This is a genomic window from Thermomonospora umbrina (genome assembly GCF_003386555.1).
In the GTDB taxonomy this organism is placed as follows: Bacteria; Actinomycetota; Actinomycetes; order Streptosporangiales; family Streptosporangiaceae; genus Thermomonospora; species Thermomonospora umbrina.
In genome coordinates this window covers 2,476,290-2,493,581 of the sequence record NZ_QTTT01000001.1, presented here as the reverse complement: position 1 = coordinate 2,493,581, position 17,292 = coordinate 2,476,290, and the positions used below count along the sequence as shown (strand labels likewise).

Annotated in this window: 16 protein-coding genes and 2 tRNA genes; 8 read left to right on the top strand and 10 right to left on the bottom strand. The window is 70.4% G+C overall.

Features of this window, described 5'->3' with window-relative positions; genetic code table 11:
- Positions 1–169: 169 nt before the first annotated feature.
- Together DFJ69_RS11000 and DFJ69_RS10995 are read right to left on the bottom strand one after the other, a co-directional pair.
- Positions 170–742: a dihydrofolate reductase family protein gene (locus tag DFJ69_RS11000; protein WP_211328582.1), complete on the bottom strand. Its 573-nt coding sequence runs from the start codon at positions 740–742 to the stop codon at positions 170–172.
- Between the two features lie 1,137 nt (positions 743–1,879).
- A complete protein-coding gene (locus DFJ69_RS10995) occupies positions 1,880–2,074 on the bottom strand; it encodes a hypothetical protein (RefSeq protein WP_116022384.1) in 195 nt (64 codons plus the stop codon).
- 429 nt (positions 2,075–2,503) lie between these two features.
- On the opposite strand from DFJ69_RS10995, the gene DFJ69_RS10990 reads away from it, so the two are divergent.
- The 4 genes from DFJ69_RS10990 to DFJ69_RS36140 all read left to right on the top strand — a co-directional run bounded on the left by DFJ69_RS10990 (position 2,504) and on the right by DFJ69_RS36140 (position 4,520).
- Positions 2,504–2,884 (top strand): hypothetical protein, encoded by a 381-nt coding sequence (locus DFJ69_RS10990; protein WP_116022383.1) that lies wholly within the window; start codon positions 2,504–2,506, stop codon positions 2,882–2,884.
- A 701-nt stretch (positions 2,885–3,585) separates the two neighbouring features.
- A complete protein-coding gene (locus DFJ69_RS10980) occupies positions 3,586–3,867 on the top strand; it encodes a hypothetical protein (RefSeq protein ID WP_116022381.1) in 282 nt (93 codons plus the stop codon).
- 179 nt (positions 3,868–4,046) lie between these two features.
- The gene (locus DFJ69_RS33730) at positions 4,047–4,235 is read left to right on the top strand and encodes a hypothetical protein (RefSeq protein ID WP_147312269.1); all 189 of its coding nucleotides are present in this window, start codon (positions 4,047–4,049) and stop codon (positions 4,233–4,235) included.
- 150 nt (positions 4,236–4,385) lie between these two features.
- A complete protein-coding gene (locus DFJ69_RS36140; RefSeq protein WP_281275834.1) occupies positions 4,386–4,520 on the top strand; it encodes a hypothetical protein in 135 nt (44 codons plus the stop codon).
- 250 nt (positions 4,521–4,770) lie between these two features.
- Here the strand turns inward: DFJ69_RS36140 and DFJ69_RS10970 are convergent, their stop codons facing one another.
- The 7 genes from DFJ69_RS10970 to DFJ69_RS10940 all read right to left on the bottom strand — a co-directional run bounded on the left by DFJ69_RS10970 (position 4,771) and on the right by DFJ69_RS10940 (position 13,469).
- A complete protein-coding gene (locus DFJ69_RS10970; protein WP_116022379.1) occupies positions 4,771–5,166 on the bottom strand; it encodes a hypothetical protein in 396 nt (131 codons plus the stop codon).
- Between the two features lie 429 nt (positions 5,167–5,595).
- Positions 5,596–5,669 (bottom strand) — tRNA-Phe (locus DFJ69_RS10965).
- A gap of 17 nt (positions 5,670–5,686) precedes the next feature.
- Positions 5,687–5,764, bottom strand: a tRNA-Asp gene (locus tag DFJ69_RS10960).
- Positions 5,765–5,892: 128 nt separating this feature from the next.
- Positions 5,893–7,218, bottom strand: coding sequence for a sensor histidine kinase (locus DFJ69_RS10955; RefSeq protein ID WP_116026552.1), 1,326 nt, complete (start codon positions 7,216–7,218; stop codon positions 5,893–5,895).
- 237 nt (positions 7,219–7,455) lie between these two features.
- Positions 7,456–7,875, bottom strand: coding sequence for a hypothetical protein (locus DFJ69_RS10950; protein WP_116022378.1), 420 nt, complete (start codon positions 7,873–7,875; stop codon positions 7,456–7,458).
- Positions 7,876–7,975: 100 nt separating this feature from the next.
- Entirely contained in the window at positions 7,976–10,204 is a 2,229-nt protein-coding gene (locus DFJ69_RS10945) for an MMPL family transporter (protein WP_116022377.1), read from the bottom strand.
- Positions 10,205–10,310: 106 nt separating this feature from the next.
- Positions 10,311–13,469 carry an AfsR/SARP family transcriptional regulator gene (locus tag DFJ69_RS10940; protein ID WP_245974247.1) on the bottom strand — a complete coding sequence of 1,053 codons (3,159 nt, stop codon included), beginning with the start codon at positions 13,467–13,469 and terminating at the stop codon, positions 10,311–10,313.
- A gap of 95 nt (positions 13,470–13,564) precedes the next feature.
- Between DFJ69_RS10940 and DFJ69_RS10935 the strand changes: the two genes are divergently transcribed.
- On the top strand, positions 13,565–13,798 hold the full coding sequence (locus DFJ69_RS10935) for an EF-hand domain-containing protein (protein ID WP_116022376.1): 234 nt from the start codon (positions 13,565–13,567) through the stop codon (positions 13,796–13,798).
- A 1-nt stretch (position 13,799) separates the two neighbouring features.
- Here DFJ69_RS10935 and DFJ69_RS10930 read toward each other — a convergent pair whose 3' ends face one another.
- Entirely contained in the window at positions 13,800–14,501 is a 702-nt protein-coding gene (locus DFJ69_RS10930; protein ID WP_116022375.1) for a dienelactone hydrolase family protein, read from the bottom strand.
- Positions 14,502–14,772: 271 nt separating this feature from the next.
- Here DFJ69_RS10930 and DFJ69_RS10925 point away from each other — a divergent pair, with 271 nt between their 5' ends.
- From DFJ69_RS10925 to DFJ69_RS10915, 3 genes are read left to right on the top strand one after another with little or no spacing between them, the layout of a single operon-like run.
- Positions 14,773–15,597 (top strand): ABC transporter permease, encoded by an 825-nt coding sequence (locus tag DFJ69_RS10925; RefSeq protein WP_116022374.1) that lies wholly within the window; start codon positions 14,773–14,775, stop codon positions 15,595–15,597.
- Positions 15,573–16,301, top strand: coding sequence for an ABC transporter ATP-binding protein (locus DFJ69_RS10920; RefSeq protein WP_116022373.1), 729 nt, complete (start codon positions 15,573–15,575; stop codon positions 16,299–16,301). The genes DFJ69_RS10925 and DFJ69_RS10920 overlap by 25 nt, the downstream gene beginning before the upstream one ends.
- The gene (locus DFJ69_RS10915; RefSeq protein ID WP_116022372.1) at positions 16,298–17,290 is read left to right on the top strand and encodes an ABC transporter substrate-binding protein; all 993 of its coding nucleotides are present in this window, start codon (positions 16,298–16,300) and stop codon (positions 17,288–17,290) included. Before DFJ69_RS10920 ends, DFJ69_RS10915 begins: the two co-directional genes overlap by 4 nt.
- Positions 17,291–17,292: the final 2 nt, after the last annotated feature.

The following is a 17,292-nucleotide window of genomic DNA, read 5'->3' as shown; positions in this document are numbered from 1 at the left end:
TACTGGAGGTGCCCACCAAGACCAACGACCCCCGCCCTCATCGGCGGGCGAGGATGGCAACCGTCGGCACCTTCCCGGTCGCATCACTGCGGTTCGGATTCGCCGACGTCGCGTTGTGTTACCGGCTGCCTAACGTGGAGCGTTCTTCGAGCCGAGGAGGGCGCGGTGCTCAGGCAGTGCCAGCGGCGCGTCGGTAGGTGTGGATGGCCACTCCGGTGCCAGAGACGGTCGTTTCGATCAGCTCGAGGTTCAGCGGGGTGTCACCGTTGAACAGCCGCTTACCGCCACCGACCACGATGGGGTAGACCAAGAGCACGAACTCGTCGATGAGACCGTGCTCGAGCAACACCGCGATCAGCCGACTGCTGCCCCAGATGCTGATCTCGTCGTACTGCTCCTTCAGCGCTGCCACCTGTTCGACGACGTCGCCGTCGAGCACGGTCGTGTTGGACCACTCGGCGGTCTTCAGCGTGTGCGAGACGACGTATTTGGGCTGGTCGTTCAGTTTCCCGGTCCTCGGATCGTCCGGGTCGGCGGTCGGCCAGTAGCCGGACAACAGCTCGTAGGAACGCCTCCCGAGCAACAGCGCGTCCGCGGCCAGGACCGACCTGACGGCCCGATCGTCCACCGTCGAATCGGCGTACGGCTGGATCCATCCACCCCGTTCGAAGCCGCCGTCACGGTCCTCCTCCCGAAAGCCGGGCGCCTGGATCACCCCATCGAGGGTGACGAACGCGGTCACAACGATCTTCCCCATCCCGCTGTCCTCCCTCTGCCATTCACCGTGTCAGCAGTAGAGCAAGATCGCGGCGTGGCCTATTCCGGCTCGACGGCCGGCCCCGTCACCCTCCCGTAGTCGAGATCATCCGCCGGGACCGGCCCGGTGGCCACGCGGAAGGCACCGGTGCTCCCGCAGCGAACCAGACCCCACATCGCCCGCCAGACCACGCACCGGGCTGTTCGCCCACCGCATCCGGCAGCACCACGCCGCCATCCATGACACCACTCACTGGGCGGTCCCCTGGTCTGCGGCGTCACCTGAGTCGCTCGCACCACCCGTGGACGATCCGCTAAAGCCGGCGAACGAGGTGGAGGCGGAGAACCGGGACTGCACCGATCCAGGCGTACAGCGCTTTGGTCGCCGCTGCCGAAAGGCCGGCCAGACTCCGTCACGGACTACCTCCGAATGGCTGCCTGTTCGGAGGACCGCCTCGAGCCCATAGGCGGATGGTGTTCTAACGCCCGGCGTCCGCCTGAGGGAGCTCACGCCGTAGAAGAGGATACCTAGACCCGTATGAGTTCAGGTCAGAGGGTGTGAGGAGGGCAGGGGCGGCGTCGAACCGCCGACCTTCCGCTTTCAGGTCACACCGTCTGAGCGCTGTGCTGACCTGAAAAGACGCGGCGAGGTCAGCCCACGAAGTTTGCGGGGCATCCGTACTCGGCGATCGCTTGCAGCACGTCTCCACGAGTGGTCCCAGCCAGCGCCTTGCCGGAGAGCGTACGCCTTGCCTACGGCACCGGTACCGGTGATGACGGACCGGGCGAAAGTGGTCCGGGCCGGGGGCGGCCGGACTCGATCGGCTTCGGCATGTATTCGGCAGGACCACCCGACGCATCCCAGTGGCAGCCGGGCACAGCCGGACGCGACGCGACAACGCCCGACCGCATAGCTGCTGGTCGGGCGTGTTCTCCTACTGCTGAGAGAGGTGGGCAGGGGCGGGGTCGAACCGCCGACCTTCCGCTTTTCAGGTGTGGCAACCGCCCTGTGTCTGGGCGTCTACCGAGGTTGGACGGTGCCTGACGTATGGCCGTGGTGCCGGTTCGGTGTTGTCGTTGTCGTCAGGACTGTCGTCAGCCTTGGCGGTCTTGACCTGCCTGACTACTCCTCGGCGTCTTCCTCGGCCTCGGCGAGCAGGGCGTCAACGTCCAGGCCCGCGTGACGGGCAAGAGCCTTCACGAGTGTGAGGGTCTGGCTACCGGTGTCCACGAGAGCGGCCATGTCCTCGTCGTGTCGGCCGACCCGCGCCTCGACGGCACGAAGTCGCATCTCGATCTCACTGAGGGAAGCCGCCACTGCTGATCTCTCCTTCTACCCGTCGGACACCACGCTCATCGTACGTTCCTCGCGACGCCGGGGCCGCACGATTGCGACGACCTAGACCGATGTGCATCTCCTCGCGCGCACGTCGCACGTTCGGCACAGGTCCGGGGTGCTCGTTCGCGCGAACGGCGGGCGAGCCGTGACAGACCGTCTCGCGCGAACGAGTGCCCCGGCTCGCGGGGGTTCAGGGGGCGGCGCAGCCCCCTGGTTCGAGCTCGCTCCGCCTTCGGGCCTGTAGCCACTGGTCGCCCCGCAGGAACGTTTCCGCCCAGCAGACCCGTGCACCGCCGTACCGCTGGGTACGCCGCTGCACAACCTTGGCCAACTGGTCAGTAAGTAACGATTTGAGCAGCGCATTCGCGACTGGCTGAGTCCCTACAGGGCACGACTTAAGATCTTTACATGGCGGTGCGAGATGATCTTGAATCCTGTCGTGAGCAGCTCATCCAGGCTATTGGGCAGCGCGGAGATCTCGAAGTAAAGATCGTGAAGCTGCGGGCGAAAATTGAAATCATGGAGCAGGAAGTAGCTCGGCTGCCCACCGAGCAAGCTGAGCGTTCCCAGGCAGCGCTTCCCTTCTCCATTGAGAACCTCGGTACGGCCGACCTGGCTTGGGTCATTCTCGCTGGTAGTGGCGAGGTTATGACGATCGACGATGTTTATGAAGTTTTCCGTGCGGCAGGGCGCTCAGAGAACCGAGACACCGTGGGCCAGATGTTGGCGTACCTGGTCCGTCGCAAGCGTGCGGAAAGCGCGGGCTGGGGACAGTACGTCAAGCGTTAGCACGTGCGTGGGGCGGCCGGGCGAACCGGCGCGGCGGGACCGGACGGAACAGGCCGCACGCCCGGCGCGCCGGGGGCGGCCGTCGGCGGCGCGAAGCGGCGCCCTTGAAACCGTAGAAAAGTTCTCATCCGGCGAGCGATCCGGCGCCCCATAGCGCTGGGTCTGCCTCGTCTGACACGGGTGCGGCCTCATCCGGCGTGCTCACCGACGGCTCGGGCTCCGACGTAACGGACTCTTCGCCGTTGACTCGTTCGAAGAGTTGGGCGGCCGTCCACCCGGGAAACATGGCCTCCAAGACCCGGCAGTGGTCCGGGTACGGAAGCCCCTTCACGTCACCGGTCGTCCAACGGTGAAGCTGCGCGCGGCTCGGGGCCTGGCCGACGAGTGAGGGGTCTACCTTGCGGGCGGCTCGGTCGTACTCCGCGCTGAATGTCTGGTGGGTCTGCCAGTGACGTTCGCGGAGTAGGACCTTAAGCCGTACCTGGGGATTGCTCATGAGCGCGCCTCCCGTCCGGGGCCGAACCTAACACGGACGGCACATAGATGAGACGGGATGAGCGCAAGACGTCCCGGATGAACTACGCGCGGTATCGCAGTGCGACGCGTCCCCCGGCGAGCCTCGAAGTGTGTTCGACGGGCGGCCGGTGGGAGTGGCAGAGGGGAACATTCCTGCCGGTCCGCTCCATACGAGGAGTGACGCGATGGAAACAGACGTATCGCTGCAACTGGAACTGCTCTCAACGCTCAGCGGGGCGCTCTCCGAGCATGGCCTTCGGTCCAGGGTCCGCGACGACGTCAATGGGCTAGCCGTCGAGACGGACACGCCGGACGTCTACCTGTGGGTCTTCGTGAGCTTCACCGGACGGTTCTTCACCTGGAACCGCGGAAGCCACCAGCACCCGATCAGGGACATTCCGGGGGCCGCTCGCCGGATCAACACGCACGTCCAGGGCTTCCACGTCCTGGGGGGTGATGAGCAGTGAGGTACGGGCGGCGGGCGGTGGCGTTGCTCGACGGTACGAGGAACGTCGTCAGGTCCACCCTCACAGAGCCGGACGAACCGCTGTGGTCTTCCACGTCTCCGTCCGAGCCTCCGGCAACGGGTCATCTCTCATCCGGCCGGATCCCATCGGAGCGGCTGCCCTGGGTGGCGGAAAAGTCGATGGCGAGTCGGCTGCAAACCGCCTTTCCCGGGTGGCTGGTGATGTGGTCGCCATGGCGCCGAACGTTCACCGCGTTCGCCTCCTTCACGCCAAACGCGCTGGTCATGGACGAACCCACGACGGACCGACTCATCGATCAGATGCGCATGGTCGAGCGTCGTCCGCTGAACCTTGCGGCACGGCGGTGAGAACGGATGGAAACGACTGCCGGCCGAACCCACAGAATCTCGCCCACATGCCCGATCGGATGCCTCAGAACAGTGCTTTCGGCCAAAGCGTTCAATCCGCTCGAACGCGGCTACGGGATCTGGGCAGGCCCTCCGCAAACGGTGGGTGACGTGGTCAGGCTGTATGAGACCCGCGAACTTCGCGACGTCTGGCAGCTCGGCCCCCGCCGCATTGGGGAGATCGAGGTGACCCTCATCAACGCGGGGCTCATCCGCCCCTCAGAGACCGAATGCGGCAACCGATGACCGGCCGCGGGCATGTCACCCCAGGCGATCAAGCGCACTACGGTGCGTCGACCGTACGGGAGCTCCACTGTCGCGCCGTAGACAGCGCTTCTTTGTCCGGGTGGAAACCGGTTGCTGTGCCATGGTGGGGCCCCGCACTTGGGTATTGTCCCGCTTTGCTCACCAACCGGCCCGCGCGGGCCGATCTCCCAACGCAGCGCACACGGATGTCACCAGATTCCCACCCGCCTGCGGACCTGCCAAGCGAAGATCACAGGGTGAGGAGAAGTTGGATCCCCGCAGCGCAGGTGGAACCAATCGCGGCGATCGCGCTGAGTGACGCGATCTTGTTCTCTGGGCTGGTCAGGATGCTCTGACTGAACCGGCGCCATGAGCGCGTGACGAAGACACCCTTAAGGAGCTGCCATTTGTGCTGGCGACGGCTGCAGCCGAGCAGGATTCCGTAGGAGTTTTGGCGGCACGCCTCACCTTTACGTGTGTCCGCGCCACACCACACCGGCACGTTGAACGCGAAGTAGAAGAAGCAAGCCCCCGACAGGGCCAGCAAACCGGCCGGTCCGAAAAGCCCGGTCAGCCAAGCGGCGGTCAGCAGAACAAGTGCCGGGTACCCCCAGTAACGGGCGATCGGACTGCGCTTCTTCGCCATCTCCGCTTCCTCCCATCCTCAATACACGCTACTGACCACAAGCGTGGGCAGGAGGAGGCTGGATGTGCAATACCCCAGCGGTGAGGTCCAAGCGTCGGGCCACTACCGGTCACAGCAGACGTTCGTTCAACAGGTGGCCCTGGATCTCGATTTCACGATGCTGATCATCATCTGATCCGTTCGCGGAACGTCGTCGTAGGGAGCCGGGCCGAAACGAGGCACCGCCTTGGCATCACACCACCAGAACAGCGCCGTGCCCAGCATCACGAATACACCCCAGGTGGTCCACACGCCTGCCACCCGGTCGGCACTGCCGGTGACCACACTGAGTCGAGGCGCTGGGGAAGCCGGGGATGCCCTCGGCTGAGGTCGTTGCTGTCAAGAACGCCCCGGGCCGTTGGGCTCCGGGGCGTTTTGGCTGCTGAGAGGTGGGCAGGGGCGGGGTCGAACCGCCGACCTTCCGCTTTTCAGGCGGACGCTCGTACCGACTGAGCTACCTGCCCAAGGCGCTTGGGGCGCCTGGCGGTCCTGACGGGATTTGAACCCGCGACCTCCACCTTGACAGGGTGGCGAGCACTCCTAACTGCTCCACAGGACCTTGCGTTCATCGAGGCCATTGTCCGGTCCGGCCCGCCGGGCCGGTGTTGGGCAACGACCGAGAGCATACGCGATGCCCGGGACATGCGCCAACTTGATCGGGGGCCCTGGGAGGGGGTGGTGGAGGGGTCAGCGGGGTGGGCGGGTGGCCTTGGGGCTGAGGGGGAGGCGGAGGACGAGGCGGGCGCCTCGGGGGCTGTCCTCGACGGTGAGGGTGCCGCCGTGGGCCTCGGCGGTCTGGCGGGCGATGGGGAGGCCGAGGCCGGTGCCGCCGGCGTCGCGGCTGCGGGCGGCGTCGAGGCGGGTGAAGCGCTGGAAGACGGTCTCGCGGTGGTGCGGGGGGATGCCGGCGCCGTCGTCGCGGACCTCCAGGACGGCGGTGGGGCCGTCCTTGCGGACGATGACGGTGACGGCGGTGGCGGCGTGGCGTTCGGCGTTGTCGATCAGGTTGACCACGAGGCGGGAGAGGCGGAGGGGGTCGCCGTTGACGGTGGTGCCGCCGGTGAGTTCGGTGTGGACGGGGACGCGGCGGGTCTGGCGGCGGAGTTCGGCGGAGACGAGGGCGGCCAGGTCGACGCATTCGTCGGACTTCTTGGCGCCGGCGTCCATGGCGGCCAGTTCGAGGAGGTCGGTGACGATGGCCTGGAGGCGGTCGAGGCTGGCGAGGACCTTGCGGGCGGTGGCCGGCCAGTCGGTCTCGTCCGGGTAGAGCATGGCCTCCTCGACCTGGGTGCGCGCGGCGGTGATGGGGCTGCGCAGGTCGTGGGAGGCGTCGGAGGTGAAGCGGCGCATCTGGGCCAGGGCGGCGTCGAGGCGTTGCAGGGTGGCGTTGACGGTCTCGGCCAGCAGTCGGATCTCGTCGCGGTTCTCGGGGACGGGGACGCGGCGGCCGGTGTCGGAGGCGGTGATCTCGGCGAGTTCGGCGCGGATGGCGCCGACCGGGGCGAGGGTCCGGCTGACCGTGCGGGAGGCGCCGAGGGCGGTGAGCAGGACGAGCAGGAGCGTCATGGCGAGCAGGAAGGTCACCATGGAGCCGCTCACGTACCAGGGGACCGCGTCGTCGGCGGCGTAGATCATCCAGTGGCCGTCGGGCTGGTAGACGCGGAACGCGACGATGTCCATGCAGCCGTCCAGGCCCTCCGGGGGGCAGAGCCGGCGGGTCGTGAGGGGGTTGTCGGGGCCCGGGACGACGTGGGCCATGGGCGCCTTGCCGAGCAGGTCGGGGGTCGCCGCCACCACGTGGCCGCGCGGGTCGAGGACCTGGACGGCGATGTCGTTCTCCACGTCGAGGACGGGCGGCAGCCGGTCGGTCTTGACGAGGTGCAGGACCTTGAGCGCCTCCTTGCCGGTGCGGTCGCGGGCGTAGTCGGTGGCCCTGCCGCGTACGCCGATCACGACGAGCACGCTGACCAGGAGGCACGCCAACGCCATGACACTGCAGGCCAGCAGTGTCATGCGCGCACGGAGGGGCCAGGTGCTCCTCTTGAACAACAGCACCTCCCACGGGGCGACCGAACGTCACCCTCCTCACCGGCTGTGACCGGCCTGCGCGCAATCAAGCCCATGTCTCGGCAAACAATCAAAGCCGGTCAACGGCCGATCCGCCCCGTGGTCAGCTAAAACGCCTCGGAGTGACGGAAGCCCGAAAGGCCCGGCCGATCTCCTCGGCCGGGCCTGCGCGTGCGCGGCGGGTCAGCGGATCTTGCGGAGCGCGGTGAACTGGACGGCGGCGAAGCCGGCCACGACCACCGCCTGGAGGACGGCCCACACGCCGCCCGTGGTGTTGAGGCTCAGCCGGCCGGTGGCCACTGCGACGACGCTCAGGACGGTCCACAGCAGGTTGGCCTCCACCACGGCGGTGACGAGTCCGCGCCTGGACTCGGCGGGCATCGAGATCGCCCAGACCGCCGCCGCGTAGACGAGGAGGAACGCGCCGATGACGCGGCCGTGCGCCGCCTCCAGGCCCAGCAGGCTCTCCAGGGGGCCGGCGAGGGCGAGGTAGGCGAGGCCGTTGGCCCCGGTGACGACGGCGTCCAGGCGCAGGGCCAGGCGCAGCAGTCGGCGGCCGTCGGTGAAGAGGCCCCCGTCGGTGACGGATCGAACGGCGGTCATCGCGATCTCCTCTGGGAGGTTTCGGCTGGAACGTCTCCGACGGTAGGGGCGGCCGGGTAGCCCCGGCGATTACCTCGGGGGTAGCCCGTACACCGGCGGGTCAGCCCCGGGTCCCCGCCAGGGCCTCCGCCTTCGGGAGGGCCGCCGCGCCGCTCTCACGGAGCCCGAAGCGGGCGTGAACGCGCCGGAGGGGCCCTGGGGCCCACCAGGTGGCGCGCCCGGCGAGGCGCATGGCGGCGGGCAGGAGCGCGCCCCGCACGAGGGTGGCGTCCATGAGGACGGCCAGGGGCAGCCCCACGCCGAACGCCTTCATGAAGGTGATGCCGGAGACCAGGAAGGCCAGGAAGACGATCGAGATCAGGATGGCGGCGGCGGTCACGATCCGGCCGATCCGTTCGAGGCCCAGGGCGACGGCCGCGGTGCCCGAGCCGGTGTGCTCGTACTCCTCGCGGATCCGGGCCAGCAGGAACACCTGGTAATCCATGGCCAGCCCGAACGAGACCGCGAAGAGCATGACCGGGACCGTGGAGGTGATGGTGCCGGTGACGGTGAACCCGCCGAGCAGCCCGGACAGGTGGCCGTCCTGGAAGATCCACACCAGCGCGCCGAACGAGGCGGTGAGGCTGAGGGCGCTGAGCGCCAACGCCAGGAACGGCAGCAGCACGCTCCCGGTGAGCAGGAACAGCAGCACCACCATGATCGCCGACACCGCCGCCAGCGCGTACGGGAGGCGGTCGACGAGCGCGTCGGTGGCGTCGATGTTGACCGCCGCGGACCCGCCGACGAGCGTGTCGAACGGCGCGGGGGTGTCGCGGATGTCGCGGACGAGCCGTTCGGCGTCCTCGGCCTCTCCGGGCACCGGGACGACGGACAGGTAGGCGGCCTCGCCCTTGCCGAAGCGCGTGTGCTGCGGGCCGGCCGCCACCGCCTGACGGCCGGACGCGTAGCTCCCGGTGATCGTGTCGACCCGGGCGACGCCCGGGAGCCCGGACAGCGTGGTGGCGTACGCCGCGACCTGCCGGGAAGCCTGCGCGGACGGCGCGACGACCTGCAGCGCGTTCTGCTCCCCGGACGGGAACTCGCTTCGCAGGGTGGTCGCGACCTGCCGGGACACGGAGGACTCGGGCATCACGCGCTCGTCCGGCGCGGCGATCTTGATGCCGAGGAACGGGGCCCCGAGCAGGAGCAGCACGGCGACGGCGGCGGTCGCGATCGGCACCGGCCGGCGCATGACGAACGAGGCCAGCCGGTGCCAGAACCCGTCCTCGACGGCCTTCTCCCGGGCGGCGGAGGCGCGCCGGCGGCCCAGGATCCGGCCCCGGTCGATGCGGGGCCCGATCAGCGCGAGCAGGGCGGGCAGCACGGTCAGGGACGCGGCGGCCGACAGCAGCGCCACGATGATGCCCGCGTACGCCATGGACCTCAGCGACAGCAGCGGGAAGGCCGCCAGCCCGGCCACCGCCACGGCCACCGTGAGGGCCGAGAACAGCACGGTGCGGCCGGCGGAGTCCATGGTGATCCGGATCGCCTGGTCGGTCGGGCGCCCGGCGCGCAGTTCGTCCCGGTAGCGGTTGACGATCAGCAGGCTGTAGTCGATGGCCAGGCCCAGCCCCAGGATGGTGACGACGTTCACCGAGGTCACCGCGACGGTGCCGACGCTCGCCAGCAGCCACAGCAGCCCCAGCCCGAGCAAGGTGGTGATCATGGCGACGACCAGCGGCAGCGAGGCGGCGACCACCCCGCCGAAGACCAGCACCAGGGCGACCAGCGCGATCGGGAAGGCGATCATCTCCCCGGTCTTGGCGTCCTTCGCGCTCTGCTCGTTCAGTTCGAGCTGGAGCCGGGCGAAGCCGCCCACCTGGACGTCGACGCCGTCCTTGGCGCCCTCGTAGCGCGGGAGCAGCGTGTCGAGCCGTTCGTTGACGTCGTTCTCGTTCCCGACGATGGTCGCGAGCACGAGCGCCTTGCGGCCGTCCTCGCTGCGGAGCCGGGGTGCGCGACCCGACGCCCAGTACGAGGTGACGTTCACGACGCCGGGTTCGTCGGAGAGGCGTCCGCCGAGGGCGGCCCCGGCGCGGGCGGCCGACGCGTCGTCGACGCCGCGCGGGGTCTCGACCAGCATGGCGACGTTGGGCTGACCCTGCCCGAACACCTCGCGCAGGGCGGTGGCGGCCTTGCCGGAGTCCGAGCCCGGATCGTCGAAGCCGCCCGAGGACAGTTTCCCGAACAGCGTGGGGCCCGCCGCCCCGCCGACCAGCATCAGCAGGAGGGCGACGACCAGCACCGCCCTGCTCCTGCGCAGTACGAGACCCGCAAGTCTTCCCAGCATCGGAGTGTCCTCCATCGTCCTCGACGGCGTTACGACCGTGAAGACCAAGGGGCGGCCGGAAAACGTGACATCGAACGGACGGAGCGCGACGCAGCTCACATATGCGTCAAACCGCCACGAAGGCGAGCGCGGCCTCCCGGTCCATCGACCTGCCGCGTGCGAGGGCCGCCTCGAACGCCTCGTCGCCGACCAGCTCCCGGGCCCGTTCGGTGACCCGGACGATGTCGGCGTTGCTGTACGAGCGCATCCCGCGCAGCACTCCGGCGACCCCGAGCAGCAGCGCGGCCCGTTCCCCGTCGCCCTCGAGGACGGCGACACCCGCCAGACCGTCGGCCCCGTTGGCGGCGTACATGTAGTTGTCGTACTCGATCGCGAGCCGGACGCCCTCCAGATGGAGGGCGCGCGCCCGCTCCGCGTCGCCCTCGGCCGCATGGATCCAGCCCAGGCCGACGAGTGACTGGGATCGGGTCCAGCTCGTGACGAACCAGGTGCCCGAGGTGGCGGAGAGGGCGTTCTCGTAGCGCCGCCGTGCCTCCGGCAGGTCGCCCCGCAGCCGGGCGATCTCACCGAGACCGTGGTGCATGCCGTCGGCCTTCTCCCCGGCGCCGGCACGGCGGGCGATCTCGGCGGCCAGCCGGTAGTCGGCCTCGGCGGCGGCGTACCGGCCGTCGCGGACCAGGCCGGCGGCGCGCCGGGCAAGCAGGTCGGCCCGTTCCTCGTGAGCGCCGAGTTGCTCCACCAGCTCCAGGGCCTCGCCGACCAGGGCGAACGACCTTTCCCGATCGCCCCGCCACTCTGCGAGCTCGGCCAGCGGGTCCAGCGAGTTGGCCATGCCCCAGCGGTCACCGATGGCCTTGAAGCCCTCGTAGGCGGCGACGAAATACGGCTCGGCCTCGGCCATCTCACCGCCGAACTGGTGCTGGAACCCGTCGCCCATCCGGCTGAGCGCCCGCGACCACGGATCCGTCCCGACCTGCGCGCGATGCCGTTCGAGGTCGATGCGCTTGGGGCCGGCGAGGATGGCCCAGAAGACGATCCCGGCGGGCCAGCGCATCGGCCGGTCGGTGCTCCTCATGATGGCTTCGGCATGGTCCAGATAGGGGGCCATCCGCGGGTGGTCCCCGTCGCCGGACGCGGCGTTGGCCACGCACAGCACCCATTCCTCGCCCAGGTCCGCCGATGCGTCCGGCGGCTCGGGGCCCAGGGCGGACAGCAGCTCGGCGGCCAGCGGCGCGCCCTCCACCCGGCCCCGCAGCCACCAGTACCAGGACAGCGCGGCCACCATCCGCAACGCCAGGGCCGGATCGCGGGTGATGCACCGGCGCAGGGCCGCGTGCAGGTTGGCGTGCTCGGCGGTGAGCCGGGCCAGCCAGTCGAGTTGCCCACCGCGCCGCAGATGGGGGTCGGCGGCACGGGCCAGCTCGAAGAAGTGCTCGGCGTGGGAGTGGAGGAGCCGGTCGTGTTCGCCGGCCTCCGCGAGCCGCTCGGCGCAGAACACCTGGATGGTGTCGAGCATCCGGTAGCGGCCCTCGGATGTCGCGTCGCGGTGCAGGAGGGACTTGTCGACCAGGCCGGCGAGGAGCTCGTCGACGTCGTCTTCGGGCAGCCCGCAGACCCGCGCGGCGGACTCCAGCGTGACGCCGCCGGTGAACACCGTCAGTCGCCTGGCCAGCGTCCGTTCCTCCTCGTCCAGCAGCTCCCAGCTCCATTCCACGACGGCGCGGAGCGTCTGGTGGCGGGGGGCGGCGGTGCGGTTGCCGCGCGACAGCAGCCGGAACCGGTCGTCCAGCCGGGACGCGACCTCGGCGGGCGACAGGGTGCGCAGCCGGGCGGCGGCCAGCTCGATGGCCAGCGGCAGCCCGTCCAGGTCGCGGCAGATCCGCAGCACGTGGTCGAGGTCGGCGGAGTCCACGGTGAAGCCGGGGCGGACGGCGGCGGCCCGATCCGCGAACAGTCGTACCGCCGGGTAGCCCAGCGCCTCGCGCGCGGACGAGACGCCCTCCGGGGGCAGCGCCAGCGGGGGCAGCGGCCACAGCGACTCGCCGGTGATGCCGAGCGCCTCCCGGCTGGTCGCCAGCACCCGCAGCCCCGGGCAGGCCCCCAGCAGGCGGTGGACGAGCCGGGCGGCGTCGTCGACCACGTGCTCGCAGTTGTCGAGGATGAGCAGCACGGGACGCTGGGCCAGCGCCCTGACGAGGCGATCGACGGGATCGGCGTGGGGCTCCCCGGGCGTGGGCAGCAGCGAGCTGTCGCGCAGACCGAGGGCCCCCAGCAGCGCGTTGGGCAGCTCGGCCCCGTCGCCGATCGGCGCGAGGTCCACGAAGCAGACCTCGCCGGTCTCCCGGGCCGCCGCCTCGACGGCCAGCCGGGTCTTGCCCGCGCCGCCCGGGCCGATCAGGGTGAGCAGCCGCTGATCCCGCAGCAGCACGCCGACCCGCCCCAGCTCCTCGTCTCGCCCGACGAACGTGGTGAGCTGGGCGGGCAGCCGGGGGAGCGCCGGGGCGGAGGTCGGCTCCGGCGCGCCTTGGAGCACCGCCAGATGGGCGGCGGCCAGCTCCGGGGACGGGTCGGCGCCCAACTCCTCGGCGAGGGTCCGCCGCGTGTCCTCGAACACGGCGAGGGCCTCGGCCTGCCGACCCGCGCCGTACAGCGCCCGCATGAGCTGGGCCCGGGCGCGCTCCCGCAGTGGGTGTCGGGTGACCAGCCGCTGCAGCTCGTCGACGAGGTCGCGGTGCCGTCCGAGCGTCAGCTCGGCCTCGGCCAGGTCCTCGGTCGCCGCCGCGCGAAGCTCGTCCAGCCGCGCCACCTGGGCGTCGGCGAACGGCGCGTCCGCGACATCGGCCAGGGCCTCGCCCCGCCACAGCTTCAGGCCCTCGCGCAGCAGCTCCGCCGCGCCCGTGCGGTCACCGGCGGCCAGCGCGCGTCGGCCCTCGGCGGTGAACCGCTCGAACCGGTGAACGTCCACGTCGTCGGGCTCGACCGCCAGCCGGTAGCCCGCCGGGTGGAACTCCACCAGACCCCCGCCCAGGCTCCGCCGCAACCGCGACACCTGGGACTGCAGGGCGTTGGCGGCCCCGGCGGGCGGGCTCTCGCCGTACAGCCCGTCGATCAGCCGTTCCACGGTGACGACCTTGCCCGGCTCCAGCAGCAGGAGCGCGAGCAGCGAACGGACCCGGGGACCCCCGACCGGGACCGGGGACCCGTCCGCAAGTGTCACCTCGGTGGTGCCCAGGATGCCGAACCACATGGCGTGATTGTCGCCCATCATGGGGTTCGTACGCGCGCGACCAACGTGTCTGCCCCTGCCGCGCGCCACCGATATGCCATGATGCGCTCACATCGACCAGAACGAGGAGTGGCATGACCGCTGAACCGACCCAGGCCGGCCTCTTCACCGCCTTTCAGCGGGTCGACGTGGACGGTGACGGCCAACTCGATCTGGTCGGGTTCACCGTGATCCTGGAGGAGCTGGGGCTGTCCTGGTCGCGCCATGAGACGCAGGACAGGTTCGAGACCGCCGACGCCAACCGGGACGGGCTGATCTCGCTGGACGAGCTGAGCGCGATGCTCGCCGGCTACGGGCTGGCGGGCTGACTCAGACGGGCAGTCGGCGGGCGAGGAACTCCTCGGTCAGTCGCCAGGCCCGGTCGGCCGCCGCCGCGTGGTGGAAGACCGGCGACGGGTTGTGGAACGCGTGGCCGGCCTCCTCCTCGACGTGGATCTCGGCGTCGGGCATCGCGGCCACCGCCCGTTCGACCCGGGCGATGTCCTCGCGCGGGATGTACGGGTCCGAGCCGCCGAAGTGGAACTGCGCCGGGCAGCGGATCTGCGTCGCCAGGTCGAGCGCGCCGGGCACCTGTGAGCCGTAGAACGACACCAGGGCGGCGAGGTCGGGCCGCCGTGCCGCCAGGAAATAGGCCAGCCAGCCGCCGAGACAGAACCCGAGCGTCGCCGTACCGCCGGTGACCTCGGGGAGGCCGGCGAGGTGGTCGAGGGCGGCCTCCAGGTCCGCGACGCCCTGCTCGCCGTCGAATTGAGCGGAGACCTCCATCGAGCGCTGGATCCCCTCGGGGTCGGCGTCGGAGGCCCAGCCCGGCCGGATCCGCCAGAACAGGTCCGGGGCGGCGACCACGTAACCGAGTCGGGCCAGGTCCTCGGCCACGCCCCGGAGGTGGTCGCCCACGCCGAAGATCTCCTGGATGAGCAGGACGCCGGGGCCCGTGCCCCGTTCGGGCAGCCAGACGTACAGGTCGAACACCCCGTCGGCGACGGTCACGGAGTCGGTGCGGGTGGACATGCGGGGGCTCTCCTCGCGCTCGATGGGTGAGGGTGCGCCGTCATCATGGCGGGTCCGTTCGGGAGGCGGCCAACCCACTAAGCCTATTGATTTGGTAGGGAATATGGGGCAAGCTGCCACCGTGCACCGTTCCGAGCACTCGACCGCCCCGCTCCCTCCGACCGTTCCCCGTGCCCCCGAGTGTCCGGGGCGCATGGTGCGGGTCGGCGCGGCGTGTCCGCGCTGAACCGTTCTCGTCCTTGATCGGCTCATACGGAAGGTCCGCTCAGTCATGTCCGCACCGTCCTTCGACCTGGCCGAACCGGTCGTCGCCCGTGCTCGGAACGTTCCCCTGCGGCTGCCCCCGGGGGCGCTGCTCCGCACGGTGGGGCCGGTGGGCCTGCTGGTGCTGTGGCAGCTCGCCAGTGCCACGGGGTTGCTCTCCGACCGGCTCCTCGCCGCTCCCAGCACCATCGCCGCCACCGCCCTGGACCTCGTTCAGGACGGCACGCTGACCGGTGCCGTCGGCGTCTCGCTGCGGCGGGCCGTCCTCGGCTTCGCGGTGGGGGCCACCGTCGGGGTGGGGCTCGCCCTGGTGGCGGGGCTCGGCCGGGTCGGCGAGTACCTCATCGACGCGCCCATGCAGATGCTGCGGGCGCTACCGCTGTTCGGGCTGATCCCGCTGTTCATCCTGTGGTTCGGGATCGGCGAGACGCCCAAGATCGCGCTGGTGGCGTTCGGGGTGGCGTTCCCGCTCTACCTGAACACCTTCGCCGGGATCCGGGGTGTCGACCCCAAGCTGGCGGAGGTCGGCAAGGTGCTGCGGTTGGGGCGGGTGGCGCTGATCCGGCACGTCGTGCTGCCGGGGGCGCTCCCGCAGACGCTGGTGGGGCTGCGGCAGAGCCTGGCGGTGGCCTGGCTGGCGCTGATCGTCGCCGAGCAGATCAACGCCGACCAGGGCCTCGGCTTCATGATCAACAACGCCCGGGAGTTCCTGCGCACCGACATCGTGGTGGTCGGGCTGGTGACGTACGCGCTGCTCGGGCTGCTCACCGACGCCGTCGTCCGCTTCCTGGAGAGGAGGGCGCTGGCATGGCGACGCGACTTCCTGGCGTGACGACGGTCGCCCGCGCCTCCCGCGTGGTCAAACGGTTCGGCACGAGGGCCGTGCTGGACGGGCTCGACCTGGAGATCGGGCGGGGCGAGTTCGTGGCGCTGCTCGGCCGCAGCGGCTCGGGCAAGTCCACGCTGCTGCGGGCCCTCGCCGGGCTGGAGAGCACCACCGGCGGTGACCTGGTCGTCGAGGGGACGGTGTCGGTCGCGTTCCAGGAGCCCCGGTTGGTGCCCTGGAAGCGGGTGGCCGCCAACGTGGCCTTGGGTCTGTCCGTGGCCGATCCCCTGCGGGCCGCCGATGAGGCGCTGGAAGAGGTCGGGCTCGCCGCGCACCGTGACGCGTGGCCGCTCACCCTGTCCGGCGGGGAGGCCCAACGGGTCTCGCTCGCCCGCGCCCTGGTTCGCGAGCCCGATCTGTTGCTGCTGGACGAGCCGTTCAGCGCGCTGGACGCGCTCACCCGCATCACCGTCCACCGCCTCGTCCTGGACCTGTGGGCCCGGCACCGGCCCGGCGTCCTGCTGGTCACCCACGACGTGGACGAGGCGCTGCTGCTGGCCGACCGCGTCCTGGTGCTGGACACGGGCCGGATCGCCCATGAGACCCGCGTCGACCTCGAACGACCCCGACACCGCGACCATCCCGAGCTGGTGGGGCTGCGCGCGACGCTGCTCGAACGCCTCGGCGTCACCCCTGAAGGAACGACATGAACCGACGACTCACCGCACTGCTCGCCGTTCTGGCCCTCGGTCTGGGGGCGCTCACCGCCTGCGGTGACTCCGACGCGGCGACCTCCGACGGGCCTGTCGACCTGACCGAGGTGACGTTGCGGGTCGGCGACCAGAAGGGCGCGAGCATCCAGTCCCTGCTGAAGGCGGCGGGGGAGCTGGACGGCACGAAGTACAAGCTGGGCTGGTCGCTGTTCACCTCGGGGCCGCCGATCCTGGAGGCCGTCAACGCCGGCGCTGTCGACTTCGGCGCGGTGGGTAACACGCCGCCGATCTTCGCCGCCGCCGCCCGCGCCCGGATCGTCATCGTGGGCGCGTCCGAGGTGGCGTTGGTCGGCCAGGCGATCGTGGTGCCCAAGTCCTCGACCCTGCGCAGCCCCGCCGAGCTGCGCGGTAAGAAGATCGCTGTGGCCAAGGGCAGCTCCGCCAACTACCACCTGCTGGCCGTTCTGAAGAAGCACGGGATCGCCTACAAGGACGTTCAGGTCCAGTACCTCCAGCCCGCCGACGCGCTCGCCGCCTTCACCGGCGGTCGGGTCGACGCGTGGGCGTCCTGGGAGCCGTACACCTCGCAGGCCGAGATCCAGACGGGGGCGCGCGTCCTCGTCGACGGCAAGGGCTACACGAACGGGTACGGCTTCCAGATCACGTCCCGTTCGGCGCTCAAGGACAAGTCGAAGGTCGCCGCGCTGGAGGACTTCCTCGGCCGTTATCGGCGGGCCCTGCTGTGGGCCAACGCCCACCACGAGGAATGGGCCCGGCAATGGGCGAAGGACACCGGCCTCCCGTACGAGGTGGCCGAGCGCGCCCACCGGCGTCGGACCGCCCGCATCATCCGGATCGACGACGCCGTGATCGCCGAGGAGCAGCGGCTGTCGGACTCGTTCACCGAGGTCGAGCTGCTGCCGGGCAAGGTGCGGATCGACGAGTTCTTCGACCGCCGCTTCAACGACACCGTCCCGAACTCCTGAAG

What these genes read in the sequence shown, in the direction of transcription:
- DFJ69_RS10990 (WP_116022383.1), top strand. Translation starts at nt 2,504, where the DNA reads ATGGCGGTGCGAGATGATCTTGAATCCTGTCGTGAGCAGCTCATCCAG.
- DFJ69_RS10980 (WP_116022381.1), top strand. Translation starts at nt 3,586, where the DNA reads ATGGAAACAGACGTATCGCTGCAACTGGAACTGCTCTCAACGCTCAGC.
- DFJ69_RS33730 (WP_147312269.1), top strand. Translation starts at nt 4,047, where the DNA reads ATGGCGAGTCGGCTGCAAACCGCCTTTCCCGGGTGGCTGGTGATGTGG.
- DFJ69_RS10970 (WP_116022379.1), bottom strand. Translation starts at nt 5,166, where the DNA reads ATGGCGAAGAAGCGCAGTCCGATCGCCCGTTACTGGGGGTACCCGGCA.
- DFJ69_RS10955 (WP_116026552.1), bottom strand. Translation starts at nt 7,218, where the DNA reads ATGACACTGCTGGCCTGCAGTGTCATGGCGTTGGCGTGCCTCCTGGTC.
- DFJ69_RS10950 (WP_116022378.1), bottom strand. Translation starts at nt 7,875, where the DNA reads ATGACCGCCGTTCGATCCGTCACCGACGGGGGCCTCTTCACCGACGGC.
- DFJ69_RS10945 (WP_116022377.1), bottom strand. Translation starts at nt 10,204, where the DNA reads ATGCTGGGAAGACTTGCGGGTCTCGTACTGCGCAGGAGCAGGGCGGTG.
- DFJ69_RS10940 (WP_245974247.1), bottom strand. Translation starts at nt 13,469, where the DNA reads ATGGGCGACAATCACGCCATGTGGTTCGGCATCCTGGGCACCACCGAG.
- DFJ69_RS10935 (WP_116022376.1), top strand. Translation starts at nt 13,565, where the DNA reads ATGACCGCTGAACCGACCCAGGCCGGCCTCTTCACCGCCTTTCAGCGG.
- DFJ69_RS10930 (WP_116022375.1), bottom strand. Translation starts at nt 14,501, where the DNA reads ATGTCCACCCGCACCGACTCCGTGACCGTCGCCGACGGGGTGTTCGAC.
- DFJ69_RS10925 (WP_116022374.1), top strand. Translation starts at nt 14,773, where the DNA reads ATGTCCGCACCGTCCTTCGACCTGGCCGAACCGGTCGTCGCCCGTGCT.
- DFJ69_RS10920 (WP_116022373.1), top strand. Translation starts at nt 15,573, where the DNA reads ATGGCGACGCGACTTCCTGGCGTGACGACGGTCGCCCGCGCCTCCCGC.
- DFJ69_RS10915 (WP_116022372.1), top strand. Translation starts at nt 16,298, where the DNA reads ATGAACCGACGACTCACCGCACTGCTCGCCGTTCTGGCCCTCGGTCTG.